Annotated in this window: 20 protein-coding genes and 1 pseudogene; 10 read left to right on the top strand and 11 right to left on the bottom strand. The window is 59.2% G+C overall.

Annotation, left to right across the window (positions count from 1 at the left end; all coding sequences use genetic code 11):
- Position 1 precedes the first annotated feature (1 nt).
- From hdaA to ppx, 3 genes are all read left to right on the top strand, one after another.
- Positions 2-721 (top strand): DnaA regulatory inactivator HdaA, encoded by a 720-nt coding sequence (gene hdaA / locus AB4Z52_RS08435; protein WP_442217463.1) that lies wholly within the window; start codon positions 2-4, stop codon positions 719-721.
- Between the two features lie 61 nt (positions 722-782).
- Complete coding sequence (locus AB4Z52_RS08430; protein WP_442217462.1) at positions 783-2,984, top strand: RNA degradosome polyphosphate kinase; 2,202 nt, start codon at positions 783-785, stop codon at positions 2,982-2,984.
- A gap of 10 nt (positions 2,985-2,994) precedes the next feature.
- A complete protein-coding gene (ppx, locus tag AB4Z52_RS08425; RefSeq protein WP_442217461.1) occupies positions 2,995-4,515 on the top strand; it encodes an exopolyphosphatase in 1,521 nt (506 codons plus the stop codon).
- 389 nt (positions 4,516-4,904) lie between these two features.
- Here ppx and AB4Z52_RS08420 read toward each other — a convergent pair whose 3' ends face one another.
- The 5 genes from AB4Z52_RS08420 to AB4Z52_RS08400 all read right to left on the bottom strand — a co-directional run bounded on the left by AB4Z52_RS08420 (position 4,905) and on the right by AB4Z52_RS08400 (position 11,482).
- Entirely contained in the window at positions 4,905-6,263 is a 1,359-nt protein-coding gene (locus AB4Z52_RS08420) for an esterase-like activity of phytase family protein (RefSeq protein ID WP_442217460.1), read from the bottom strand.
- Between the two features lie 71 nt (positions 6,264-6,334).
- Positions 6,335-7,420 (bottom strand): adenylate/guanylate cyclase domain-containing protein, encoded by a 1,086-nt coding sequence (locus tag AB4Z52_RS08415; RefSeq protein ID WP_442217459.1) that lies wholly within the window; start codon positions 7,418-7,420, stop codon positions 6,335-6,337.
- A gap of 114 nt (positions 7,421-7,534) precedes the next feature.
- Entirely contained in the window at positions 7,535-8,680 is a 1,146-nt protein-coding gene (rnd, locus tag AB4Z52_RS08410) for a ribonuclease D (RefSeq protein ID WP_442217458.1), read from the bottom strand.
- An 84-nt stretch (positions 8,681-8,764) separates the two neighbouring features.
- Entirely contained in the window at positions 8,765-10,156 is a 1,392-nt protein-coding gene (locus AB4Z52_RS08405) for a multicopper oxidase family protein (RefSeq protein ID WP_442217457.1), read from the bottom strand.
- Positions 10,157-10,243: 87 nt separating this feature from the next.
- Positions 10,244-11,482: an MFS transporter gene (locus tag AB4Z52_RS08400; protein ID WP_442217456.1), complete on the bottom strand. Its 1,239-nt coding sequence runs from the start codon at positions 11,480-11,482 to the stop codon at positions 10,244-10,246.
- Positions 11,483-11,706: 224 nt separating this feature from the next.
- Here AB4Z52_RS08400 and aspS point away from each other — a divergent pair, with 224 nt between their 5' ends.
- On the top strand, positions 11,707-13,497 hold the full coding sequence (aspS, locus tag AB4Z52_RS08395; protein ID WP_442217455.1) for an aspartate--tRNA ligase: 1,791 nt from the start codon (positions 11,707-11,709) through the stop codon (positions 13,495-13,497).
- Positions 13,498-13,575: 78 nt separating this feature from the next.
- Here the strand turns inward: aspS and AB4Z52_RS08390 are convergent, their stop codons facing one another.
- Positions 13,576-14,769, bottom strand: a complete 1,194-nt coding sequence (locus tag AB4Z52_RS08390) for a hypothetical protein (RefSeq protein ID WP_442217454.1) — start codon at positions 14,767-14,769, stop codon at positions 13,576-13,578.
- Between the two features lie 227 nt (positions 14,770-14,996).
- Here AB4Z52_RS08390 and parC point away from each other — a divergent pair, with 227 nt between their 5' ends.
- Positions 14,997-17,252 (top strand): DNA topoisomerase IV subunit A, encoded by a 2,256-nt coding sequence (gene parC, locus AB4Z52_RS08385; protein WP_442217453.1) that lies wholly within the window; start codon positions 14,997-14,999, stop codon positions 17,250-17,252.
- 23 nt (positions 17,253-17,275) lie between these two features.
- On the opposite strand, the pseudogene AB4Z52_RS08380 reads toward parC, so the two are convergent.
- The 5 genes and pseudogenes from AB4Z52_RS08380 to hemB form a co-directional block, all read right to left on the bottom strand.
- Positions 17,276-17,666, bottom strand: a pseudogene (locus AB4Z52_RS08380) (type II toxin-antitoxin system death-on-curing family toxin).
- Complete coding sequence (locus AB4Z52_RS08375; RefSeq protein ID WP_442217452.1) at positions 17,663-17,884, bottom strand: AbrB/MazE/SpoVT family DNA-binding domain-containing protein; 222 nt, start codon at positions 17,882-17,884, stop codon at positions 17,663-17,665. The pseudogene AB4Z52_RS08380 and the gene AB4Z52_RS08375 overlap by 4 nt, the downstream one beginning before the upstream one ends.
- 13 nt (positions 17,885-17,897) lie before the next feature.
- Positions 17,898-18,662, bottom strand: a complete 765-nt coding sequence (locus AB4Z52_RS08370; RefSeq protein ID WP_442217451.1) for an arginyltransferase — start codon at positions 18,660-18,662, stop codon at positions 17,898-17,900.
- 141 nt (positions 18,663-18,803) lie between these two features.
- Complete coding sequence (locus AB4Z52_RS08365; protein WP_442217450.1) at positions 18,804-19,262, bottom strand: RDD family protein; 459 nt, start codon at positions 19,260-19,262, stop codon at positions 18,804-18,806.
- Between the two features lie 73 nt (positions 19,263-19,335).
- Positions 19,336-20,352 (bottom strand): porphobilinogen synthase, encoded by a 1,017-nt coding sequence (hemB, locus tag AB4Z52_RS08360; RefSeq protein ID WP_442217449.1) that lies wholly within the window; start codon positions 20,350-20,352, stop codon positions 19,336-19,338.
- A gap of 303 nt (positions 20,353-20,655) precedes the next feature.
- Here hemB and AB4Z52_RS08355 point away from each other — a divergent pair, with 303 nt between their 5' ends.
- The 5 genes from AB4Z52_RS08355 (at position 20,656) to nrdR (ending at position 25,769) form a co-directional block, all read left to right on the top strand.
- Positions 20,656-21,093 (top strand): DUF6163 family protein, encoded by a 438-nt coding sequence (locus tag AB4Z52_RS08355; protein ID WP_442217448.1) that lies wholly within the window; start codon positions 20,656-20,658, stop codon positions 21,091-21,093.
- A 131-nt stretch (positions 21,094-21,224) separates the two neighbouring features.
- The gene (gene ldtR / locus AB4Z52_RS08350) at positions 21,225-21,740 is read left to right on the top strand and encodes a transcriptional regulator LdtR (RefSeq protein WP_442217447.1); all 516 of its coding nucleotides are present in this window, start codon (positions 21,225-21,227) and stop codon (positions 21,738-21,740) included.
- A gap of 458 nt (positions 21,741-22,198) precedes the next feature.
- Positions 22,199-23,503, top strand: a complete 1,305-nt coding sequence (locus tag AB4Z52_RS08345; protein WP_442217446.1) for a L,D-transpeptidase family protein — start codon at positions 22,199-22,201, stop codon at positions 23,501-23,503.
- Positions 23,504-23,984: 481 nt separating this feature from the next.
- Positions 23,985-25,283, top strand: a complete 1,299-nt coding sequence (glyA, locus tag AB4Z52_RS08340; RefSeq protein WP_442217445.1) for a serine hydroxymethyltransferase — start codon at positions 23,985-23,987, stop codon at positions 25,281-25,283.
- A 9-nt stretch (positions 25,284-25,292) separates the two neighbouring features.
- A complete protein-coding gene (nrdR, locus tag AB4Z52_RS08335; RefSeq protein WP_442217444.1) occupies positions 25,293-25,769 on the top strand; it encodes a transcriptional regulator NrdR in 477 nt (158 codons plus the stop codon).
- The last annotated feature ends 1 nt before the right edge of the window (position 25,770 follow it).

The following is a 25,770-nucleotide window of genomic DNA, read 5'->3' as shown; positions in this document are numbered from 1 at the left end:
CATGGAACCGAACGACCCCAACGACGCCTATCCGAGGCGGAAGGGCGCTGAGCAGCTACCTCTGGCATTCACGCACGATACCGCGAGCGGTCGGGATGACCTTCTGGTGTCCGAGCCGCTGAGCGCTGCAGTCAAGATCATCGATTCCTGGCCGAACTGGCCGTCTCCCGTGGTCATATTGACGGGGCCGATCGGCTCCGGCAAATCGCATCTGGCGAGCATCTGGCGGGAGCACAGCGGCGCTGCCTCCATACACCCCGTTTCGGGTTCGGGCGCTGCCGCGACAGCGGCGAAAGGCCCGGTCGTGTTCGAGGATGTCGACCGGCAAGGCTTTGACAACACCGAACTCTTCCACGTCATCAACAGCGTCCGTGAAAACGCCACGAGCCTGATGATGACAAGCCGCCTCTGGCCGATGTCGTGGCCGGTCGAATTGCCCGACCTGTTGTCCCGCTTGAAAGCGGCGACGGTCGTCGAAATCGGCAAGCCGGACGAGGAACTGCTCTCGCAAGTCATCGTCAAGCTGTTTGCCGACCGGCAGCTTTATATTGATGACAAACTAATACTCTATGTTGTCTCCAGGATGGAGCGCTCGCTGAATGCCGCCCAGACGATCGTCGACCGGCTGGATCGCCTGGCGCTTGCGCGCGGGACCCGCATCACGCGTGCGCTCGCGGCAGAAGTATTGAATGAATTGGATAATTCCGATCGATCGGATTGACTGTCACAGTTCCGTCGTCAAACTGATATACTCGCAAGAAAAGCAATAAAGGCAGGTGGACATGGATTCGTCAGTGGCGGAACATCAAGATACGAGCTTACTGGCGCCAGTGCCGAAGCCTGCCATCAGCGAGCTTCTTTCGAGCCCAGAACGCTTCATCAATCGCGAATTCTCCTGGCTGCAGTTCAACCGCCGCGTCCTTGAAGAGACGCTGAACACGGCGCATCCGTTGCTTGAGCGCGTCCGGTTCCTTTCAATATCGGCCGCCAACCTCGATGAATTCTTCATGGTGCGCGTGGCGGGCCTCGAAGGCCAGGTGCGCCAGAACATCGTTATGCGCAGCCCCGACGGCAAGACGCCGGCAGAGCAGCTCGACGACATCCTGCGCGAGATCGACAATCTGCAGATGGAGCAGCAGGCCTCGCTCGCGGTACTACAGCAATATCTCGCCAAGGAGGACATCCTGATCGTCCGCCCGGCAGCGCTTTCAGAAGCCGACCGGAGCTGGCTCGCAACCGAATTCGACCAGTCGATCTTTCCGGTTCTGACGCCGCTCTCGATCGATCCGGCGCATCCTTTTCCCTTCATCCCCAATCTCGGCTTTTCCATCGGCCTGCAACTGACCAGCATGAACGGCCGCGAGCCGATGACGGCCCTGCTGCGCCTGCCGCCGGCGCTGGATCGCTTCGTGCGCTTGCCAGACGCAAGCAGCGTCATTCGCTACATTACGCTTGAGGATGTGGTGAACATCTTCATCCACCGGCTCTATCCCGGCTACGAGGTCAAGGGTTCGGGAACGTTCCGCCTCATCCGCGACAGCGATATCGAAGTCGAGGAAGAGGCCGAGGATCTCGTGCGCTTCTTCGAGACTGCACTGAAGCGCCGTCGCCGAGGTTCGGTGATCCGCATCGAGACGGATAGTGAGATGCCGGCGTCGCTGCGCCAGTTCGTCGTCACCGCACTCAACGTGCCCGATAATCGCGTCGCGGTTCTGCCGGGTCTGCTCGCACTCAACACGCTGTCCGAAATTACCAAGGCGCCGCGCGATGACCTTCGATTTCACCCCTATAATGCGCGATTTCCCGAACGCGTCCGCGAACATGCCGGCGATTGCCTCGCAGCCATCCGCGAAAAGGACATGGTGGTTCACCATCCATACGAATCTTTCGACGTGGTGGTCCAGTTTCTGATTCAGGCAGCGCGTGACCCCGACGTCCTGGCGATCAAGCAGACGCTCTACCGCACATCCAACGACAGCCCGATTGTGCGCGCCCTGATCGACGCGGCCGAGATGGGCAAGTCGGTGACCGCGCTGGTCGAACTCAAGGCGCGCTTCGATGAGGAAGCCAATATCCGCTGGGCGCGCGACCTCGAACGCGCCGGTGTGCAGGTGGTCTTCGGCTTCATCGAATTGAAGACGCATTCGAAGATGTCGCTGGTTGTTCGCCGCGAGGAAGGCAAGCTGCGGACCTATTGTCACCTCGGCACCGGCAATTACCACCCGGTAACGGCAAAGATCTACACCGACCTGTCCTTCTTCACCTGCAATCCGAAGATCGCCCATGATATGGCGAATATCTTCAACTTCATCACCGGCTACGGCGAACCGGAGGAAGGAATGGAGATCGCGGTTTCGCCCTATACGTTGCGCAGCCGCATCGTCAGGCACATCGAGGAAGAGATCGTCAACGCGGAAAACGGCGTGCCCGCCGCAATCTGGATGAAGATGAACTCGCTGGTCGATCCGGAGATCATCGACGCACTTTACCGCGCGAGCCTGGCCGGCGTCGAAATCGACCTCGTCATCCGTGGCATCTGCTGCCTGAGGCCCCAGGTCGCAGGACTTTCCGAGAACATCCGCGTCAAGTCGATCGTCGGCCGCTTCCTTGAGCACAGCCGGATCTTCTGCTTCGGCAACGGCCACGGTCTTCCATCCGACAAGGCGCTGGTCTACATCGGCTCTGCCGACATGATGCCGAGAAACCTCGATCGGCGTGTCGAGACGCTGGTTCCGCTGACCAATCCGACCGTTCACGAGCAGGTTTTGTCACAAATCATGCTGGGCAACTTGATTGACAACCAGCAGAGCTACGAGATATTGCCGGATGGTACGTCCCGGCGCATGGAAGTGCGCAAGGGTGAGGAGCCGTTCAACGCGCAGCAGTATTTCATGACCAATCCGAGCCTTTCCGGCCGCGGTGAAGCCTTGAAATCCAGTGCGCCCGAACTCATTGCCGGACTGTTGTCGGGCCGCAAGACATAACTGGAATTGCATGGTGGAATCAGAAGCTCAGGGGCGCCTTCCCGGAATTGCCCCTGTTTCCGTCGTCGACATTGGGTCGAATTCCGTCCGCCTGGTCGTCTATGAAGGTCTGTCCCGGTCGCCCACCATTCTTTTCAACGAGAAGGTGCTTTGCGGCCTCGGCAAGGGCATAGCACTGACCGGCAAGATGGACGAAGACAACGTCCTGCGTGCGCTGGGCGCCCTACATCGGTTCAAGGCGCTGTCCGATCAGGCCCGCGCCAGCACCATGTATGTCCTGGCAACGGCTGCAGCCCGTGAAGCCAGCAACGGACCCGATTTCATCCATCAAGCCGAGACGATCCTCGGCCGCAAGGTTCGCGTGCTGTCCGGTGAAGAGGAGGCGCGATTTTCCGCGCTCGGCATCATCAGCGGCTTTTTCAGTCCCGATGGCATCGCCGGCGACCTTGGCGGCGGCTCGCTGGAGTTGATCGACATCAAGGGCAAGGAGATCGGCAAAGGCATAACGCTTCCGCTTGGCGGATTGCGCCTGTCCGAATATGCAGCGGGGTCTCTGACGAAGGCGCACAGTTTTGCCCGCAAGCACGTCAAGACCGCCAGATTTCTCGCCAAGGGCGAGGGACGCACCTTCTACGCCGTCGGTGGCACGTGGCGAAATATCGCCAAGCTGCACATGGAAATCCGCAAATATCCGTTGCACATGATGCAGGGCTACGAACTGCCCCTCGAGGAGATGCTGCGTTTTCTCGATCAGGTGGCGCTTGCCAAGGACAGCAAGGAACCGGCGTTTCAGGCCGTGTCGAAGCATAGACGTTCGCTGCTGCCGTTCGGCGCCATCGCCATGCAGGAAGTGTTGATGTCGATGAAGCCGGCGATGGTCTCCTTCTCGGCGCAGGGTGTTCGAGAAGGCTATCTCTATTCGTTGCTGACCGAACACGAGCGCCATTCCGACCCGCTGCTTGCCGCAGCAGGCGAGCTGGCGATCCTGAGAGCCCGCTCGCCGGAACACGCGCGCGAACTTGCCGAGTGGACTGGCCGCATGATGCCGTTTTTCGGCGTCACCGAGACGGAAGAAGAGAGCCGATATCGCCAGGCCGCCTGTCTTCTCGCCGATATCAGCTGGCGCGCCCACCCGGATTATCGAGGCCTGCAGTCGCTGAACGTCATTGCTCACTCGTCCTTTGTCGGCATCACCCATGCCGGCCGCGCCTTTATCGCCTTATCGAACTACTATCGTTACGAGGGGTTGAGCGACGATAGCTCGACTGGCCCGCTGGCGACGATTGCAACTCCCCAACTCATCGAGCGCGCCAAGCTTCTCGGTGGTCTTTTAAGGGTCGTCTACCTGTTCTCGGCATCGATGCCTGGCGTGGTGCGAAATCTGACCTTCCGGCGCTCTTCAAGCCCCGATGTCGACCTGGAATTTGTCGTTCCTCCGGAATATCACGATTTTGCCGGCGAGCGTCTCGACGGAAGGTTGCAACAACTCGGAAGACTCACCAATAAAAGGTTGATTTTTCAGTTCGAATAACCTCATATGCAATCTCTGGTTGGTTAGCCATTGGCGAAGAAGGTTGCAGTACGTCCGTGAGCGGTTGGAAAGTTCTGAGGGTTGCCCGACCGTTGGCGGCCACGGCAAGGCCGCTTCGATATATGTGAGACGAGGCCCGGCGACATCGCGCTGGCCAATAGATCTGCCGCGACGCCGGATAACAGCAAAATCTAGAGCGTACGTCTTGGAGCATCACCGCGCGTCGTTCAGTGTTCGTCGGTGGCTTCCGCGCGGACGATCGGGGCATTCGATAAGGGTCAGGATCCGGCCTACGCATTTCAGTCGGCTTCCGGCTAACCCGTAGCAGGCTGCCGCGCTTTCGGGTCAAAGGCGCGGCAGGTTGCTTGCTAAAGTGGCTGTTCGCAAAGCTACTTGGCGTTCAGGAAATCGCCGACTTCCAGCAGGTTGAACTCGTTGTCGTCGGGCTTGTTCAGCGAACGACCCGCCGAGAAGGGCAGGTTGTTGTCGTTGGCAACGACGATATGCGTATCGTCGACGCGGTCGACGTTCTCAATCGTGACGAACGGCATGTCGTAGAAGCCCGGCCCGCCGCCCTGATGCTTCTTGTTGTCTGGGTCGTCGATATGCATTAGGTCGATATAGCCGATCTTGCGCACCGCCTTACCGACATTCGCGTCATTCATTTCGATCTTGTAGACCTTCTTGTGCTTGGCGGGCGTGGCAAAGCAATCCGGCTTCGGTGCCTTCGGATCGGCGCAGGCTTTGTCGGCGGTGCCTTCACCATTGTCGCGTTCGATGACGAGCGCTGTCGTTGCGTCCAGCATATTGAAGTCGCCGATGGATTCGCCAAGGTCGCTGAACGGATAGAGCCAGGTCCGCCCGGTCCAGTTCTTCGAGGCGACATTGAATTCGATGATGCGCAGGGCAGGGTGACCGTCGACCGTTTCAACCGTGCCGTCGTCCTGAAAGAGCGCGCCCTCGAGAAGGGCATAAAGCGTCCTGCCGTCCTTGGACATGGCAAGCCCTTCAAAACCGGCCGAACGCTTGAGGTTGAAAGCCGGCATTTTCAGCGTTGGATTGGCAGGCAGGCTGATCAGCGGATTGTCGGGTGAAAGCACCGGCTTGCCATTGACCGTTGTCGAGATAACGTCAGTTAGTTTTCCCTCGGTGTCGATCTTAATCAGGTAGGGGCCGAATTCGTCACCGATCCAGAAGCCGTCTGCCACTGGCTGGATCGATTCGATGTCGAAATCAGCGCCGGTCAGATAGCGTTTGTCCGTGCCCTGTAGGACAGTCGGGAACGGTGCTTTCATGTCGGGATCGGAGAGGAACAGGTTCTTGACAACCTCCACCTTGCCGTTACCCCAATCGAATTTGATCAGATGCAGCACCAGGGCGGCGTCGCTGGAGTTCGCCTTCGAACCGAAGCCATTGTCGGTGAGCGTCCAGAACGTGCCGTCGGGCATCGTCTTGATGCCGGAGAAGCCCTGGACAGGTTGGCCGTCGAACGGCAGCGGCAGGCCGGTGGGTCGAATGCCGTCCATGCCCGGAACAGTGCCGAGGCCCTGCGCGCGCTTGCGATCAGGCGTCGTGAATTTGCCCGACGTCTTCAAGACCTCAGGTGCATCGGCAGGAGCGGCGATGATCGTGTTTGCCGGAAGTATGGCTTGGGCAGCGAGCCTGGCGGGGAAGGCCTTTTCCTCGGCCGACGCCGAAGCTGCAATCAAAATGAGAAGCGCCGTTGAGGCAATAAACCGCTGGATCATGATGTCACCTTGTTAATTAGGATTGGCAAGCAATCCCGGTTAGCAGGCGAGTGATGTCGAACGGTTGACGGTCAGGTGAAGCTTCCGTGACGGTGCACAACGCCAAGGCGTCGGAGATTCGATTGATTGGAGAGGGCAGGCTCTGCGCGAGCCAGTGCAACAACGCCAAGTGACTGACCGCGGCCCTTGAGCGCATGTTCGCCGAGATTTTCGGCAATAACGTCTTGGGGAAGCGTCAGCCGGTTTACGAGATCAGTCGATATCAGCACCGGTCTCTCCAGCGTCTTGCACAACGTCTCGAGCCTGGCCGTGGTGTTCACCGTGTCGCCGAAATAGGTGATCTTGTGGTGGTCGACGCCGATTTCGGCGGTGATGATGAACCCGCCATGCAGGGCTGCCCGGACCCTAGGCACCTGGCCATAGGTCTCCAGCCAGAAATCCGATTTCTTCTCGATGTCGGCAAGGATATCAAAGATGCAGCGGACACAGCGCGCATTCTTGATACCGCGCTCGAGCGGCCAGGTAATGATCGCAGCATCGCCGATATAGTCGTCAATGGCGCCCCGATGCCGCCAGACCTGTTCCGCATAGGCACTGAACAGCGAGCCCAGATATTGCTGGGTCCTGAGATCGCCGTACTTTTCGGCAAATGCGGTTGAGCCCGCCAGGTCGATGAAAAGGAATACCCGCTCCTCGGGAACAGGGTTGCGATAGCGGCTGGTAAGAAGGCTGAAGAACACGTCGCGCCCAAGAAGCTCCCGCACCCGCAGCACAAAGACAAGCAGGGCCGTTACCGCTAAAGCATAAAGAAACACGTCGAGCGGCAATATCGTCACCTGCGCCCATGTGCCGGCGATTATGCCCATCCATTTCAGCAACGAGCCTGCGCTTGCAAATCCAACGCTGATAAACCCGAAATCGATAGCCAACGCGCAAGCAATATAGAGCGGTGTCGGCAGCCGATGTATCCAGCTGTGAACGGGCGCAAATAACAGGCGCCGTTCGAAGGCCAGCATCGGCAAGCCGCAGAAAAGCGCGAATATCGCCCCCGTATAGATGTGGGGTGTTTCCTGAAACAGCAGATTGTAGAGCACGCCCGATGCGGCGACGAAGATCGCGATGAAGATCCAGCTCAGCGCCGAGGATAGGTTTCTCATCGTTGCGGCTCCGTGCGGCCTTTGACGCCTGTGGTCCTATTGTTTCCGCTATAATAAGGCCGTCAAGCGGATTCAATCACGGGGCCACGACACCGTGATCCGACAGACTGCCACCTAGAGGCTGACCGTTTCGACCTTCTTGCCGACGAAACGCAGCGCGACCTCGCCCTGGATCAGCTGCAGCGCCGTTTCCCCGAAAAGATCGCGACGCCAGCCATGCATGGCGGCGACATCGGCCTTCTCGCCTTCCGCGGCGATCCTGTCGATGTCTTCGCTATTGGCGATGACCTTCGGCGCGACGCCATGCTTTTCGGCGATCAACTTCAGGAGAACCTTCAAGAGCTCGGCTGCAGCAGCAGTCCCTTCGGGGGCCTGGTTGTGGCGCGGGACATGCGGCATGTCCGCCTTCGGCAAGGCCAGCGCCTCGTTAATGGCCTCGAGCACGGCGGTACCCGAAGACGATCGTTCCCAGCCTTTCGGAATGGTGCGCAAGCGGCTCAGCGCTTCGATATCCTTCGGCTGTTGCTGGGCGATTTCGTAGATCGCATCGTCCTTGAGGACGCGCGAGCGCGGCACGTTGCGGCTGCGTGCTTCTCGCTCGCGCCATGCTGCGACATACTTGACGACCGCCAGCTCCTGCGGCTTGCGCAGACGCATTTTCAGGCGCTGCCAGGCATCGTCAGGGTGAATGTCGTAGGTATCGCGCGATTCAAGGATCGCCATCTCTTCCTGAAGCCAGGAGGCGCGGCCTTCACGCTCCAACTGGTCGCGAAGCGATATATAGACGTCGCGCAGATGCGTGACGTCCGCCAGCGCGTAGTCAAGCTGCTTTTCCGAAAGTGGACGGCGGCTCCAGTCCGTAAATCGGGACGACTTGTCGATCTGCTCGCCCTTGATGCGGCTGACGAGCTGGTCGTAGGAGACCGAGTCGCCGAAGCCGCAGACCATGGCGGCGACCTGCGTATCGAAGATCGGGTGCGGGATCAGGTTTCCGCGATTGTAGATGATTTCGATGTCCTGGCGCGATGCATGGAAGACCTTCAGCACCGAGGGGTTTGCCATCAGATCGAAGAGCGGCTGGAGATCGATGCCGGGGGCCAGCGGATCGACCAGAACTTCGGTCGTCATGCTCGCCATCTGGACCAGGCACAGCACCGGCCAGAACGTCGTCTCGCGGAGGAATTCGGTATCGATGGTAATGAATTCTGACTTGGCCAGCTCTTTGCAGGCCGCCTCCAATTCGGCAGTTGTTTCGATCATCTGGACACATTCATCGGAAAATACTTCGTTAACCTTCCTTCCTCTTTCGGTTGGAGAAGTCAATATCATTGCGGCGTCACACACTTAAACCACACGCAGATAACTCGTCATACCAGTCTTTTGATGCTCTATGATGTGGCAATGCAGCAGCCAATCGCCCGGATTGTCGGCGACGAGACCCAGTTGCACCTTCTCGTCCGGTTGAATGAGATAGGTGTCCGATACGAACGGCATGACATCCCGGACAGACGACGAGAGCACGGAAAAGCTCATTCCATGCAGATGGATCGGGTGGGCGTGCGGAGTGACGTTCTCCATGTCGAAGACATAGCTCTTGCCCAGCTTCAGCTCGGAGAGCGGCGCCGTCGGATCCGACGTATCGCCCTGCCATGGGACCTTGTTGATCGCCCAGAAGCTGTAGCCGAGCGAACCGCAGATGCTGTTTTCAGCGGTATTTTCGGCCGTCGCGCTCAGGATCAGCTGAATATGCTCGGCTGATGACGGATCGACGGATTTTACCGGATTTGCCTCAAGCGGTGCGAGGTCACCGATATCGTGCTTCAGCGAGTTGCCGACGGCCCGCAGGGTTGCGAGCGTCTTCGGGTTGGAGCTCCGAACATCAACGAGCGTCGCGACGGCACCTTCGCTGTCGGGCATGCGCACGGCAAGCTCGAGCCTTTGGCCGGGTCCGAGCTGCAGCAGGTCGAGTGGAAAGCGCTTCGGAACTGGATTTCCGTCGATGGCGATGACCGTCGCCTCGCCGCCCTCCATCCTGAAGGAATAGATGCGGGTGACGTCGGTAATGGCGAGCCGCAGACGCACCAGTCCGCCGGCAGGGGCGTCGTATTGTGGCTCCAGCTGCCAATTGGCCGTTCGGACGGTTCCGTAGGTGCCGGATTTTGCGGTGTCGCGCGGACGGAACTGCGCGATGAACTGCCCGTCGCCGCCAAGTCGCCAGTCGCGGAGATTGATGACGATCTCCGAATCGAACTTAGGATCCTTGGGATTCTCGACGACGATGACGCCGGTCATGCCGTGACCCATCTGGATCAGCGTATTGCAATGGGGATGATACCAGAAGGTGCCGGCGTCGGGCGGGGTGAAGGCGTAGTCGAATTTGCAGCCGGTATAGACGTAGGGCTGCGTCAGGAAGGGCACGCCGTCCATGTTGTTGGGGATGCGCAAGCCATGCCAGTGGATCGTCGTCGGCTCGTCAATGCCGTTGATCAACCGGGCAGCGAAGGCTTCTCCCTGGCGCATTCGCAACACCGGCGGCATTCCGTCGGTGCCGTAGCTCAGAACATCCTTCGTTGCCCCGGTGCCGGTGAGGTTGGCATCGATCTTCGTCGTCTTGAGGATCTGCGGCTCCGGCACCGCCTCTGCTTGACTGAACCTGCCGGCAAGGCCAAATCCGGCACCGTAGACACCGGCGACTGCGGAGGCCTTGAGCAGATTGCGACGTGTGAAGACGGACATGCGAACTCCGGACAGGGCAAATTCCTTGTCCCTGTTTAAAGTTGAGTTCAGTGTTCAGCAATAGCGATTCGCCGAGGTGCAGGCGATCTATTGTCCGTCCCGCTCGGAGGGTGGGGTTGCCAGCTTGTTGAAGAAGGTGGAGGTGCGCAGCAGGTTGCGAAACCGCATGCTGCGCCGCTCGGTCGGCACGCCTTCGCGCACCATCATGCGCTGCAGCGTGTAGACCATGAACAGGAACAGCACGACCGCCATATAGGCAAAGAGCACGCGCGGTCCGAAGATATCGAGCATGAAGGACGCAAAGAGCGGACCGACGATTGCCCCGACCGACCAGAAGAACAGCGTGCCTGCAGAGACCAGGGCGTGCTGGCCCTTTGCTGCATGATCATTGGCATGGGCCGAGCAGAGCGAATAAAGCGGCATGCAGAATGCGCCGAAGACGAAGATGCCGGCAAAGTTGCGCCATTCGTTGCTGCCGGCGAGAGAAGACAGGAACAGGCAGGCGGCAAGCGAACCGAGCGACGAGATCAGGATGATCAGCCGCCTGTCCAGCCGGTCCGAATAGACGCCGAGGGGATATTGCAGCACGATGCCTGCGAAGATGCCGACGCTCATGAAGGTGGCGATTTCCGTGACCGAAAGGCCAATGCCCTTGGCGTAGACCGGCCCCAGCGATCGGAAGACGGAGTTTGTCAATCCGACGACAATGCAGCCAATGGTCGCGAGCGGCGATATGTTCCAGAGCGTTTTGATGTCGAAACGGATATCCTCGGGTGCGCCTGGGCTCGAGCGGTCGGCAAAGGAGATCGGCACCAGCGAGAGAGAAAGCGCCATTGAGATGATGGCGAAGAGCTGGAAACCGTCGATCCCGACCGACGGGATCAGATATTGCGCCAGCGTCACCGAGCCAAGGTCGACGAAGCGGTAGATGGACAGCGTGCGGGCGCGGTTTGAATTCGTCACCCGCGCATTGAGCCAGCTTTCGACGACGGCAAACAGCCCGGCAAAGCAAAGACCTTGCACAAGGCGCATAAGGAACCAGAATGGCGGCACGATCAACAGCACCATGGCAATGGAAGCGGCAGACGCGATTGCAGCCAGGGCGGAAAAGGTGCGGATATGGCCGATCGAGCGCATGATGCGGGTGACATAGACGCAGCCGACGGCAAAGCCGATGTTATATCCCGTGCCGACTAGGCCGATGGTGGAGGCCGAGAAGCCTTCCTGCAGCGCTCGAAGCGAAATGAAGGTGGCCTGCAATCCGTTGCCGCCAATCAGGATGCCGGCGGTGACGAGCAGCGGAATTAGCGGTTTGATATGGCTCATCGGGGAGGGGCCTGTGCGACGTCAGAGCGGGAATCGATCCCCCGCGAAGCATGATTGTCTTTCTACGCACGCTTTGGTTATAAAGACAGCCTCAAACGCGACGGGCTGTGGCAAGTCTTGACAAATCAGGCCGGTCATGCGCTTTTCCGCCCGATTTTCTTGACGGGGAGCAAGCGGCTTCAAGCCCTCTGCGACCGCCGTCCGCCAAGTCCAGGAATGATAAAATGCATCGCTATCGCAGCCACACATGCGCCGCTCTGCGCAAGTCCGACGTCGGGTCGACTGTCCGCATCTCCGGCTGGGTACACCGCGTCCGGGACCATGGCGGATTGCTGTTCATCGACCTTCGCGACCACTACGGCATGACGCAAATCGTCGTCGATCCGGATTCGCCCGCGTTCAAGCAGGCTGAGGCCGTGCGCGGCGAATGGGTCGTCCGCGTCGACGGCCTCGTGAAGGCCCGCACCGAGGACACAGTCAACAAGGCGATGCCGACCGGCGAGATCGAACTTTACGCACAGGAAATCGAAGTCCTGTCCGCCGCCAAGGAACTGCCGCTGCCGGTTTTCGGCGAGCCCGATTATCCGGAAGACATCCGTCTCAAGTACCGCTTCCTCGACCTGCGTCGCGAGACGCTCCACAGGAACATCGTCAAGCGCACCCAGGTCATTTCGGCCATGCGCCGTGAGATGGGCGAGATCGGCTTCACCGAATATTCGACGCCGATCCTGACTGCTTCCTCGCCGGAAGGCGCGCGCGACTTCCTTGTCCCGAGCCGCATTCATCCGGGCAATTTCTACGCCCTGCCGCAGGCGCCGCAGCAGTACAAGCAGCTGTTGATGGTAGCCGGCTTCGACCGTTATTTCCAGATCGCACCGTGCTTCCGCGACGAAGATCCGCGTGCCGACCGTCTGCCAGGCGAATTCTACCAGCTCGACCTCGAAATGAGCTTCGTCGAGCAGGAAGATATCTGGAACACGATGGCGCCGCTGATGACCAGTGTGTTTGAGCAGTTTGCCGATGGCAAGCCGGTCACCAAGGAATGGCCGCGCATTCCCTATGACGAAGCGATCCGCAAGTACGGATCCGACAAGCCGGACCTGCGCAACCCGATCGTCATGCAGGCGGTTACCGACCATTTCGCCGGTTCCGGCTTCAAGGTTTTCGCCGGCATGATTGCCGCGAACCCCAAGGTCGAGATCTGGGCGATCCCCGCCAAAACCGGCGGCAGCCGCGCCTTCTGCGACCGCATGAACGCCTGGGCACAGTCGACCGGCCAGCCGGGACTTGGCTATATCTTCTGGCGCAAGGAAGGCGAAAAGCTCGAAGGCGCCGGCCCGCTCGCCAAGAACATCGGCGAAGAGCGCACCGAGGCAATCCGCAACCAACTCGGCCTCGACGACGGCGATGCCTGTTTCTTCGTCGCCGGCGACCCAGCCAAGTTCTACAAGTTCGCCGGCGAAGCCCGCACCCGCGCCGGCGAGGAACTGAACCTCGTTGACCGTGATCGCTTCGAGCTTTGCTGGATCATCGACTTTCCGTTCTACGAATGGCTGGAAGATGAAAAGAAGGTCGATTTCGCGCACAACCCTTTCTCCATGCCGCAGGGCGGCATGAAGGCGCTGGAAAGCCAGGATCCCTTGACGATCAAGGCATTCCAATATGACGCGGTCTGCAATGGCTTCGAAATCGCTTCGGGTTCGATCCGCAACCAGCTGCCGGAAGTCATGGTCAAGGCGTTCGAGCTGACGGGCAAGTCTGCGCAGGAGGTCGAAGACCAGTTCGGCGGCCTTTATCGCGCCTTCCAGTACGGCGCGCCTCCACATGGCGGCGCGGCATTCGGCATCGACCGCATCGTCATGCTTCTCGTCGGCGCCAAGAACCTGCGCGAAATCACGCTGTTCCCGATGAACCAACAGGCGCAGGATCTCCTGATGGGCGCGCCCTCGCCGGCAAGTCAGGCCCAGCTTCGCGAACTCGCAATCCGGCCGCTGCCGCCGGTCAAGAAGGACTGAGGTCTCAAGAACCCTTACATAAAAAACGCGGCGATTTCAAAATCGCCGCGTTTTTCATTTCGGCGGGATGTTTCCCGATCAGTTGTTGGCCGAGACCTTCAGGCCGATGACCGATGGGATGGTGTTCGGCGCGCCCATGGCGGCACCGACGATCATCGGGAAGGGAACCGGTTTGGCCGGAGCTGCGGTGATGGTGAAATTCTTCGGGTTGTCGAGATAGCTATTGACGGCTGCCGATACGGCGGTCTGCAGTTCCGGGATGTTCAACTGAGCGAGCATGATCGGGGTCAGGCCCTTCAGCGTATTGGCCATCTGAGCACCGGATACGCCCTGCGCCGAGCCTGCATAGTCGAGCGCGCGCTTGGTAATCGACGCATCCTTGAAGCTGATTTCCGCGTTGTTAAGCGTCAATTGCTGCATCAGGCCGAGCATGGCAAGGCCGGTCGCCTGCTGGGCTGCAGCCTTGTCCGGGTTGGCCGAGGACGCTTTGATCGCTTCTTGCAGCGACTTCGTGAATTGCAGCGTATAGCCCGAAATGCCGAACGCGAGGTCGAGGCGGCCGATGTTGTTGAGGTCGATGCCAAAATCCTTGATGTCGATCGTGCCGGGTTCCAGGGCCCAGCTTCCCTTCATGGTGACATTGCCGTCAACGTGCTGCAGCGCCAGCTTGTTGATCGTATCCTGGGAGCTCGGATCATTGACCTTGGAAAGATCGGCCTTGATCTCACTGATATTCGAATCGAAGTCGAAAGCAGAATTATCGTCACGAAGAGTAAGATTGGCATCGACGCCTTTCAGGGAGAAGACTTCGAGCCCGTCCTTGACGATGCGGATCGGGCCGGTATGGGCCTTTTCGTAGAGGAGCATGCCGTCGAGCCCCTCGGCGCTCGCATCGGCAGGAACGGAGACGCCGCCGATCGACATGTCGGTGGCGCTGACCGATACGCCTTCGTTGGTGACCGAGACGTCGGGGAATGCGACTTGCTCGATCGTATAGCCACCGTCTTCATCTTCTTCGACGCCGGTCATCGTGACGTTGCCTAGCTGGGCACCGGCGCCGGTGGCGCCTGATGGTTTGAAGCTGGCGCCCTTCAGCGTCACGGTCGTGCCGTCGACATCGACGCCGTCAGCTGCAATGGATCCACCCTGCATGGTATAGGCGGCGTTGATCTTCTTCAGAAGATCGGCCCCGTCCAGCGCGAATGCCGAGCTGGCAAATGACAGGATGGCAGCGCTCGACAGCATGAGCCGCGTTGTCCGGTAGAAAGTCATGATGATATTTCCTCGTTGAGCCTGGTGAAATCGGTGCGGAGTTTAATCTGCATTAGGAGGACGTTCTAATCGCCCTTTCCTAAAATTCCAATGAAGGCCGAGTTAGAAATGGTTGCAATTGCGATAGAGTTACATCGATCTCCAAATTTTGTCCAAATGGCGCTTCATCCACAGTCCGCTTGCAGCGATTCCTTGCCCGAGCGCGGCTTCTCGGCTAGGCAGAGCCTATGGGACAAGAGATTTTGCCGCCCGGCGGTGGCGACGATGACAGCATTCTTCCGGTTGACCTGAAGGCGGCGCTCGAAGAGCGCTATCTGGCCTATGCACTGTCGACGATCATGCATCGTGCGCTGCCCGACGTTCGCGATGGATTGAAGCCCGTGCATCGGCGCATCATTCATGCGATGAGCGAGATGGGCATACGCTCCAACTCCTCGTTCAAGAAATGCGCCCGCATCGTCGGCGACGTCATCGGGAAGTTTCACCCCCACGGCGACCAGTCGGTCTACGACGCGCTCGTACGTCTGGCGCAGGATTTCTCGCAGCGCTATCCGATCGTCGATGGTCAGGGGAACTTCGGCAATATCGACGGCGACAGCGCTGCGGCCTATCGATACACCGAAGCCCGCATGACGGAAGTGGCCTCGCTGCTGCTCGAAGGCATAGATCAGGATGCGGTGGACTTCCGCCTGACCTATAACGAGGAAGACAACGAACCGATCGTGCTTCCAGGCGCGTTCCCGAACCTTCTTGCCAACGGTTCGTCCGGCATTGCCGTCGGAATGGCGACCTCGATCCCTTCGCACAATGCCCACGAACTCTGCGACGCGGCGCTGCATCTGATCAAGAACCCGGATGCAACCGTCGAAAAGCTCGTCGAGTTTATTCCCGGGCCGGACTTCCCGACCGGCGGCATCATCATCGACAATCGCGAAAGCATCATCGACGCCTACAAGACCGGGCGAGGGGGCTTCCGCGTCCGTGCCAAGTGGGAGATCGAGGACCTCGGTCGCGGCGGCTACCAGATCATCGTCACGGAAATCCCGTTCCAGGTGCAGAAGTCGCGCCTGATCGAAAAGATCGCCGAGCTGCTGATTGCGCGCCGGTTGCCGCTGCTCGAAGATATTCGCGACGAATCCGCCGAAGACGTCCGCGTCGTGGTGGTGCCGAAGAGCCGCACCGTCGATCCGACGATCCTGATGGAATCGATGTTCAAGCTGACGGAGCTCGAAAGCCGCTTCCCGCTCAACATGAACGTGCTGTCGATGGGCCGCATCCCCAGGGTCATGGCGCTCAACGAAGTGCTGAAGGAATGGCTCGATCACCGCCGTGAAGTATTGCAGCGCCGCTCGCGCTTCCGGCTTGCTGCGATCGACAAGCGCCTGGAGATCCTCGGGGGCTTCCTCGTCGCCTATCTCAACATCGATGAGGTCATCCGTATTATCCGCGAGGAGGATGAGCCGAAACCGATAATGATGGCGCGCTGGGGCCTCACCGACAATCAGGTCGAGGCGATCCTCAATATGCGGCTGCGCTCGTTGCGCAAGCTGGAAGAATTCGAGATCCGCACTGAATTCGACGCCTTGACCAAGGAGAAGGCCGAGATCGAGGCGTTGCTCGCCTCCGACGATCGACAATGGCAGACCGTCGCCTGGGAAATCGGCGAAGTGAAGAAGAAATTCGCCAAGGCGACCGAACTCGGCCGGCGCCGCACGCAATTTGCCGACGCGCCGGAAGCCGATCTCGAAGCCATCCAGCAGGCAATGATCGAGAAGGAGCCGGTCACCGTCGTCGTCTCGGAAAAAGGCTGGATCCGCGCTCTCAAGGGGCATATCGCCGACAAGTCGACCCTGACATTCAAGGAGGGTGACGCGCTGAAGGTCGCCTTCTTTGCGCAGACGACCGACAAGATCCTGATCTTCACAACCGGCGGCAAGGCCTACACGCTCGGTGCCGACAAGCTGCCTGGCGGTCGTGGCCACGGCGAGCCGTTGCGCATCATCGTCGACATGGAAAACGACCAGGACGTGCTGACCGCCTTCGTCCACGATCCGGCCCGCAAGATGCTGGTCGTGTCGGCAGAAGGCAACGGCTTCATCGTCGGCGAAACGGAAATGGCGGCGAATACCCGCAAGGGCAAGCAGATCATGAACGTCGCCATGCCCGACGAGGCGAAACTCCTGCTGCAGGTCAAGGGTGATCATCTCGCTGTCGTCGGTGAAAACCGCAAGATGCTGGTCTTTCCAGTCGCTCAGATCCCGGAAATGTCGCGTGGCAAGGGTGTCCGCTTGCAGCGCTTCAAGGATGGCGGCATATCCGACGTCCGCTTCTTCTCCATGGCCGACGGCCTGACCTGGGCCGACAGCGCCGGCCGCACCTTTACCAAGACACGGGAAGAACTGACCGAATGGCTTGCTGATAGGGCGTCGGCTGGCAGATTGGTACCGAAGGGTTTCCCGCGGACGGGTAAATTTTCGGGGTGATGAGTTCCAGGTTGACTTAGATGTCAGCCGGGGAGGGTAATGGTCACGTCCTTCAGAAAGCGAAATGCCCTGTCCTCGTCAATTTCGCCAGCGGCAACGGCAATGACAAACGTGTAGAGGCGGACATCGCTCGTCTCGATCTCATAGCCGTTGTCCATCAAAAAGACAGCCGCAGCCGAAATCGCGACGCTTGTTGCCGTCGATAAAGGCATGGTTTTTGACTGGACCGTATAGATAAGCAGCTGCGAGTTCGGCAATATCCTCGCAGCCGCAGGCAGCCTTGTTTATTGGGCGCGCAAGCGCGAATTCCAGCATTCCCTCGTCTCTTAGGCCATGGGACCCGCCGAAGCGCTCGATCTGATATTTGTGAAGTTCTTCAACAAGTGGTCGCGAAAGGAAGCGGATTTCGATCATTCGGCAAGCTTTTTGAGCGCAACTTTATACTTGTCCATAAACCGCCTGGCATGCTCCATCTGCCTCGAAAAGTCTTCTTCGACCGGTTGCAGATGCATGCCGCCGTTCTTCGCAATAATTTCAAGCTGATCTCCGGCCTTTAAGCCGAAGCGATCAAGAATCTCCTTAGGAATAATAACCCCCTCCGAATTGCCGATCTTTCGAATGACCACGTTCATGCGCCGAAAGCGGTCAATCCCGCAGGTCCGCAGGATCCGGCCGTTCCCATCCGCGTGGGGTCAAATGCTCCTGCGGCTGAAAGCGCGTCTTGTAGTCCATCTTGCGCGAACCCTTGACCCAATATCCGAGATAGACATGGGGAAGGCCGAGGGTGCGGGTGCGCTTGATGTGATCGAGGATCATGTAAGTCCCGAGCGAGCGCCGTTCATAATCGGGATTGAAATAGGAATAGACCATGGACAGTCCGTCGCTCATGACATCGGTTAGCGCCGCTGCGAGCAATTCGCCCTTCGGACGCTCTTCAAGCCCCGAACCTTCCTCGCGCAGGCGATACTCGATGATGCGCGTATTGACGTGGGTGTCCTCGACCATGATTGCATAGTCGAGAACCGTCATATCGGACATGCCACCCTGCTGGTGGCGATAATCGAGATAGCGGCGGAAAAGGGAATATTGCTCGCTGGAGGGCTGGGCTGAAAATTCGGTGGCGATGATATCCGAGTTCGAGGTTTGAATTCGCCTCATCGAGCGGGTCGGCTGAAATTCCTGCGCGAGAATGCGCACAGAGACGCAGGCACGGCAGGCTTCGCAGGCGGGACGATAGGCAATGTTCTGAGAACGGCGGAAACCGCCCTGGGTCAGGATGTCGTTCATCTCGGCAGCGCGCGGGCCGACCAGATGCGTAAAAACCTTCCGCTCCATCTCGTGCGGCAGATACGGGCAAGCCGCGGGAGCCGTCAGGTAAAACTGGGGAGATGGCGTCGCCTGCGTGTTCATTTGCCGTCGATCAACCTTTCGCTCGACGTGATGCTCTTGCAAGCATGGCGTAAGATTAGAAAACGTCAACTACATGACTGGTTTGACCGATAGGCATTCGCGCTTTATTCGGCAAAATGTGCCAAGCAAGCCAATCCGCGCTCAAAGGGCGCGGACTGTCACGGTGCCAATCAAGAGGTCATGTAGCAGGCGGCTGCGTTCGGTAAAAAGCCCGGCAAGCAGAACGAGTGGCGTCAGTACCGAATTCAGAATCCAGAACAGGGCCAGGTGCACGATCGCCGTCAGGAAATCGATACGCTGTCCATCGACCCGCATCATCGAGACGCCCATCGCCCGCATGCCGAGCGAGGCTTGGCCCGACCCGCCGACCGTGAGGCCGAAATAGATGCCAGCGACAATGACGTAGAGAGCCGGGTACAGGAAAAAGCCCAGTCCAAGCGTTACGATTGACAGGAAGAACAAGATGATGGCAGCGGGAATGCAAAGCAGCGCAATGATGATGTAATCGAGCAGGAAGGCGAAGACGCGCCGGCTCAACACGCCGCTATAAGCGCGCCAATCGTCCGGAGCTGCATAGAGCGGGTTTTGGTTCAGGCTCATTATTTTCGTCCTTTCGGGATACATAAACGAGATATGGTGGAAGCCGGGGGGAATACAATAAGCGTTGGCCCAGCTATCCCTTCTTCGCCAGTAGTTTTGCGACTTCAGGTGCAAAATAGGTAAGGATGCCATCGCAGCCGGCGCGTTTGAAGGCGAGCAACGTCTCGAGCATCACGCGCTCGCCGTCGATCCAGCCATTGGCGGCCGCGGCCTTGATCATCGAATATTCGCCTGAAACTTGGTAGGCGAATGTGGGCAGCCCGAAGGCTTCCTTCATCCGCCAGCAGATGTCGAGATAGGGCAGCCCCGGCTTGACCATCAGCATGTCGGCGCCTTCCTCCACGTCGAGCGCCGCGTCGCGCAACGCCTCGGTGCCGTTGGCGGGATCTATATAGTAGGACTTCTTGTCGCCCTTTAGAAGGCCGCCGGTGCTGATCGCCTCGCGATATGGGCCGTAGAATGCGGAGCTGAATTTCGTCGCATAGCTCATAATGCCCACATTCTGATGGCCGCCCGCATCGAGCGCCCAGCGGATCGCACCGATGCGCCCGTCCATCATCTCGGATGGTGCAATAATATCGGCCCCAGCCTCCGCCTGGATGACGGCTGCCATCGCCACCTGTTCGACGGTCTCGTCGTTGACGATTTCCGACCCGCGCAGGATGCCATCATGGCCGTGGCTGGTGAAGGGGTCGAGCGCCACATCGGTGATGACGCCGATGTTTGGCACTGCCTTCTTGATCGCCGCAGTCGCAAGGTTGATCAGGTTGTTGCGCTCAAGGCTGTTGGAGCCCGTCTCGTCGCGCAAATGCATTTCGATGTTGGGGAAGGTCGCAAGCGCCGGCACGCCGAGATCGGCCGCCTCTTTCGCTGCTTCGACGGCCCTGTCGATCGTCATGCGGTTGACGCCGGGCATCGCCGGAATGGGCTCGGAAATCCCGCTGCCTGGAATGAGGAAAATAGGCCAGATCAGGTCGTCGACCGTCAATCGGTTTTCCTGTACCAGTCGGCGCGTCCAGTCGGCCTTGCGGTTGCGGCGCATGCGACGATGGCCGGTGATTTCGTCAACGAGGTGCGTCTTGTCCTGCATGGTCCCGTCGTCCTTTTTGGATACTATAATGCATGCCGGCCAAAACCGCGCCGCGGTTTTGGGCGGCATGCATGAATGCAAAAGCTTTAGTCTCTTGGCGCCGTGCTTATCACGCTCGCGCCATGATGCAAAACCAGGCGAAAGGCCGCAGCGGCATGCCAGCCTTCTGCCTCAATGGTATCGAGGAAAGAGAGATGGATAGCGTTTCGATCGATGGATGCTGGTCGTTGACACTGCTTTTTCACAAGGCAAGCGCGCTCGATCGCTATGGCGAGACCGGGACGTCGCACGTATGGTTCGCCCATGGAACCTGATTCTTCTACTATTCCGAAACGATCTCTGACCAACATCCTGTTCGTGGTCTTCCTGCGACTGATCGCGATCTCGTCGTTCTGGTTCGGCATGCAATATTGGTCGATGCTGGTCGGCTATTCGCTGAACGGCCATGCCCGCTTCGATCTGCTCGATCTGCCGTGGAAGGTGGCGAGCACGACGCTTGCCGTCCTTTTCCCCGTCGCAGCGCTCGGGCTGTGGTTGACTGTGTCCTGGGGACCGGTCATCTGGGTGCTGGCCGCTGCCGTCCAGTGCCTGATGTACGGCGTCTGGCCGGTGATCTTTGGCTTTAATCCGCTGATCATCATTCTTCATTCCGGCGTGGCGGTGCTTTACTGCATATTCCGGATCGTGCTTTTCATCGAGAAAAGGCGCCGGCGCGAGCCAGTAAGGGTTGATTTACCCTGATACAACTGAGCGTTATTGGTAAGGCGCTGTTAAGCCTGCAGTTTAAGTAGAATTTTATGTGTATTCGATAGGGTCTCACTCAAGGCGGGAAGAAAACCAACACCGCCAAACAAAACAGTGAGGCAGTCATCATGAACACGAAAATCAAGCCGCAGGCCGTTGCCAACCCGCGTGACCTCAAGGTCGGAGAAATCCGGGATCTCTATATGGAATCCCTGCACCTGGTCGAGCGTCTGCACCGCCGTCTCCTCGATGTCATCAAGGACGAGTTCGATCGCCAGGGTCGCAGCGACGTCAATGCCATCCAGGCTCTTCTCCTCTTCAACATCGGCAATTCGGAGCTGACCGCCGGCGAACTTCGCTCACGCGGCTATTATCTCGGCTCCAACGTTTCCTACAACGTCAAGAAACTCGTCGACCTCGGCTTCATCAACCATCAGCGCTCGCGTATCGATCGCCGCTCGGTCCGCATCAGTCTGACTGAAACCGGCCAGGACATCGCTGAAACCGTCGCCAAGCTTTACGAGCGTCACATCGCCTCGATCGACAAGGTCGGCGGCATCGGCACCGACGAGTTCACCCAGATGAACAAGCTCCTCCAGCGCCTCGACCGCTTCTGGAACGACCAGATCTTGTATCGCCTCTAAGGCGCTGCATCCCCTCCAGTCGCCCGGGCCGGACGCATTCCCTGCGTATCCGGCCTGTGGGCTTTTTGCCACTTGGCGGCACGATGTTGCGGTGCAACCCTGGCCTGCGCCACATTGGCGATTGACGCCAAACCGCTTGACGCTATCTAGCGTCGTTCATGTCGCGACTTTTCAACGCCTGTGGGCAATTGGGGTGCCTGGCGCGTCTGAAATGGTTGGCGACACGAATTGGCCATATTGGTGTGACAGCGAAAAGGCACGGCAAACGGCGCATTTCAGCAGGTCAATCTCATGTCATCTGCGCTCTGGGCTCGCAATATTGTGATGCCCCGGCGTGAAGTTCCATGGTGTGACCGCAAGAAATTGGTAGTGAACTGCGTTTAGATATTGCACGGGTCGCGCGTCGCTTGTCCCCCTGGCTGCGGATGATGGTTGGCTCAGCGTTGAATGGTAGGGATATGTCGAAGAAAAACGGAATTGAACCTTTCTCGCGCCGCTCGTTCCTGCGGTCAGCGGCTACTTTCGGTGCGGCGGCTGTAGCAGCTCCGGCCCTCGCCCAATCGGCGCTCAACGATCTTCTCAGCGCTCCATCGCGCGGAAACTGGGACGAACAGTTCGATGCCAAGGCGGCGTCTCGCACGGCGTCGATCGCGGTCTCCAACACGCCAATCCTCAGCCCAAGTTCAGTTCCCAACATTCAGCAGGCGATCGCACAGTATCAGAGCATCGCAGCGAACGGCGGCTGGCCTCAGATCAATCCGGGCCAGACCAAGCTGCAGCTTGGCGTTAGCGACCCTGCCGTCCAGGCGCTGCGCCAACGTTTGGCGATCACAGGCGACCTCGGTCGCGAGGCCGGAATGTCCCCTTCCTTCGACAGCTATGTCGACGGCGCCGTCAAGCGTTTTCAGGCGCGTCATGGCCTGCCGCCGGATGGCGTCCTTGGCGAATACACGGTCAAGGCCCTCAATATCCCCGCTGAAGTTCGACTGCAGCAGCTGAATACCAATCTCGTTCGCCTTCAGACTTTCCCGGCAGATCTCGGCCGTCGCCACTTGATGGTCAACATTCCGGCGACCTATGTCGAAGCCGTTCAGGACGGTCAGGTTGCGTTGCGCCATGAGGCGATCGTCGGTCGCCTGTCGCGCCCGACACATATCATCAACTCTAAGATCTTCGAGGTCATCCTCAATCCGTACTGGACGGCGCCTCGCTCGATCGTCGAGAAGGATATCGTGCCGCTGATGCGCAAGGATCCGACCTACCTGACGAAGAACAATATCCGCCTCTTCGACCCGAAGGGCACGGAAGTCGCGCCCGAGTCGATCGACTGGAATGCCGACAAGGCGCCGAACCTGATGTTCCGCCAGGATCCGGGCAAGAACAACGCCATGGCCTCCACCAAGATCAATTTCCACAATCCCAACAACGAGTACATGCACGACACGCCGGAACAGGGCCTGTTCAACAAGCTGATGCGCTTCGACAGCTCGGGCTGCGTCCGCGTGCAGAACGTGCGCGACCTTGCCGTCTGGCTGCTCGCCGAATCCCCGGACTGGTCGCGCCAGCGCGTCGAAAGCGTCATCGCCACCCGCGTCAACACGCCGATCGAACTGCCACAAGAAGTGCCTGTCTACCTCGCCTATATCTCCGCCTGGGGTGCAGGCAACGGCGTCGTCCAGTTCCGCGACGATATCTATCAGCTCGACGGCAATGCCCAGCTCGCCCTCGACACGACCGCTGGTATGGAGCAGCCGGTCCAGTAATCCAACCTTTAATCGTATCTTTTGCTGAAGCCGCGCCCTCGGGTGCGGCTTTTTATTTTCGTCTTGGCCACTTGACGGCTTACTGGTGAGATTGACGTCGGCAAGATCGAATTGCTTTGCGTGCTTGACGCGGTGCCGACCCCCGCCACTGTGGCAGCGTCAGCCGGATGAGCTTGTGCAACCCAATGCAAAGCTGCGCCTGAGGGCCCGAAAATTACTGAAAGCGGTCGCATCGGAAACAATGCGGCCTTGTCTATGGGATAGGTTTTGAGGACTGATCGGGATCAAGGAGCCGCCGATGTCTGAAAACTCTGGCGAGACCGCAACTTCTCAAAGGTCTCCGTCAAGCGGCCCTGGGAGCCGCTTTCCCATCTCCACCGACCCCGCACCGTAGTTTGCCTAGCAAATGTCGCTGATCGTATTGCTCTCCGGCGACCGCAACGCTAATACCGTCAGGCATTCCCGTTCAGGAGCTTTCCCGATGACAAACGCGTCCACAGAAACCTTTTTCAATCGCTCGCTTGCCGACACCGATCCCGATATTTTTGGCGCGATCGAAAAGGAACTCGGCCGCCAGCGTCACGAGATCGAGTTGATCGCCTCGGAAAACATCGTCTCGCGCGCCGTGCTGGAAGCGCAGGGCTCGATCATGACGAACAAATATGCAGAGGGCTATCCGGGCAAGCGCTATTATGGCGGCTGCCAGTTCGTCGACATTGCCGAACAGCTGGCGATTGATCGCGCCAAACAGCTTTTCGGCGTCGATTTCGCCAATGTCCAGCCGAATTCGGGCAGCCAGATGAACCAGGCGGTCTTCCTGGCGCTGCTGCAGCCGGGCGACACCTTCATGGGTCTTGATCTGAATTCTGGCGGTCACCTGACACACGGTTCGCCGGTCAACATGTCCGGCAAATGGTTCAACGTCGTTTCCTACGGCGTGCGCGAAGGCGACAACCTGCTCGACATGGACGACGTTGCCGCCAAGGCCGAACAGCACAAGCCGAAGCTCATCATCGCCGGCGGCACGGCCTATTCCCGCATCTGGGACTGGAAGCGCTTCCGCGAAATCGCCGACAGCGTCGGCGCCTACCTGATGGTTGACATGGCCCATATCGCGGGCCTGGTGGCCGGCGGCCAGCATCCGTCGCCGTTTCCGCATTGCCACGTTGCCACCACCACCACCCACAAGTCGCTTCGCGGCCCGCGCGGCGGCATGATCCTCACCAACGACGAGGATCTGGCAAAGAAGTTCAATTCGGCCGTCTTCCCAGGCCTGCAGGGCGGCCCGCTGATGCATGTCATCGCTGCCAAGGCGGTCGCGCTCGGCGAGGCGCTGAAGCCCGATTTCAAGGACTATGCCGCACAGATCGTCAAGAACGCCAAGACGCTCGCCGAAACCCTGATGGCCGGCGGCGTCGACGTCGTATCGGGCGGCACCGACAACCATCTGATGCTCGTCGACCTGCGCAAGAAGAACGCGACGGGCAAGCGCGCCGAACAGGCGCTCGGCCGGGCCTACATCACCTGCAACAAGAACGGCATTCCCTTTGATCCGGAAAAGCCCTTCGTCACGTCAGGTGTTCGCCTCGGCACGCCGGCCGGCACGACGCGCGGCTTCAAGGAAGCCGAGTTCCGCGAGATCGGCAATGTCATCATCGAGGTGCTCGACGGCCTGAAGGTTGCCAACTCCGACGAAGGCAACGCTGCCGTTGAAGCTGCTGTCCGCGAAAAGGTGATGACATTGACCAACCGCTTCCCCATGTATGGCTACATGGCCTGAGGAGAACGGATGCGCTGCCCATATTGCGGGACGGAAGACACACAGGTAAAGGATTCGCGCCCGGCGGAGGATAACACCTCCATCCGCCGGCGGCGGATCTGCCCGGATTGCGGCGGACGCTTTACGACCTTCGAGCGCGTGCAATTGCGCGAGCTGATGGTCATGAAGAAGCATGGCCGCAAGGTGGCTTTCGACCGGGACAAGCTGGTGCGTTCCTTCGAGATTGCGCTGCGCAAGCGACCGGTGGACCGCGATCGTATCGATCGCGCCGTGTCGGGCATCGTGCGCCGGCTCGAGAGTTCCGGCGAAACCGAAATCAGCTCGGAACAGATTGGCCTCCAGGTGCTGGAAGCGTTGAAGAGCTTGGATGACGTCGCCTTCGTGCGCTATGCTTCGGTTTATCGCGACTTTTCCCATGCGGAAGACTTCGAACACGTCATCAACGAGATCAATGCCAAGATCGCCCGCGATCCGCTGGACACATGAC

It is taken from the genome of Rhizobium sp. 2YAF20 (assembly GCF_052114685.1).
Classification (GTDB): Bacteria; Pseudomonadota; Alphaproteobacteria; order Rhizobiales; family Rhizobiaceae; genus Rhizobium.
This window is presented reverse-complemented; position numbering and strand designations above follow the sequence as displayed.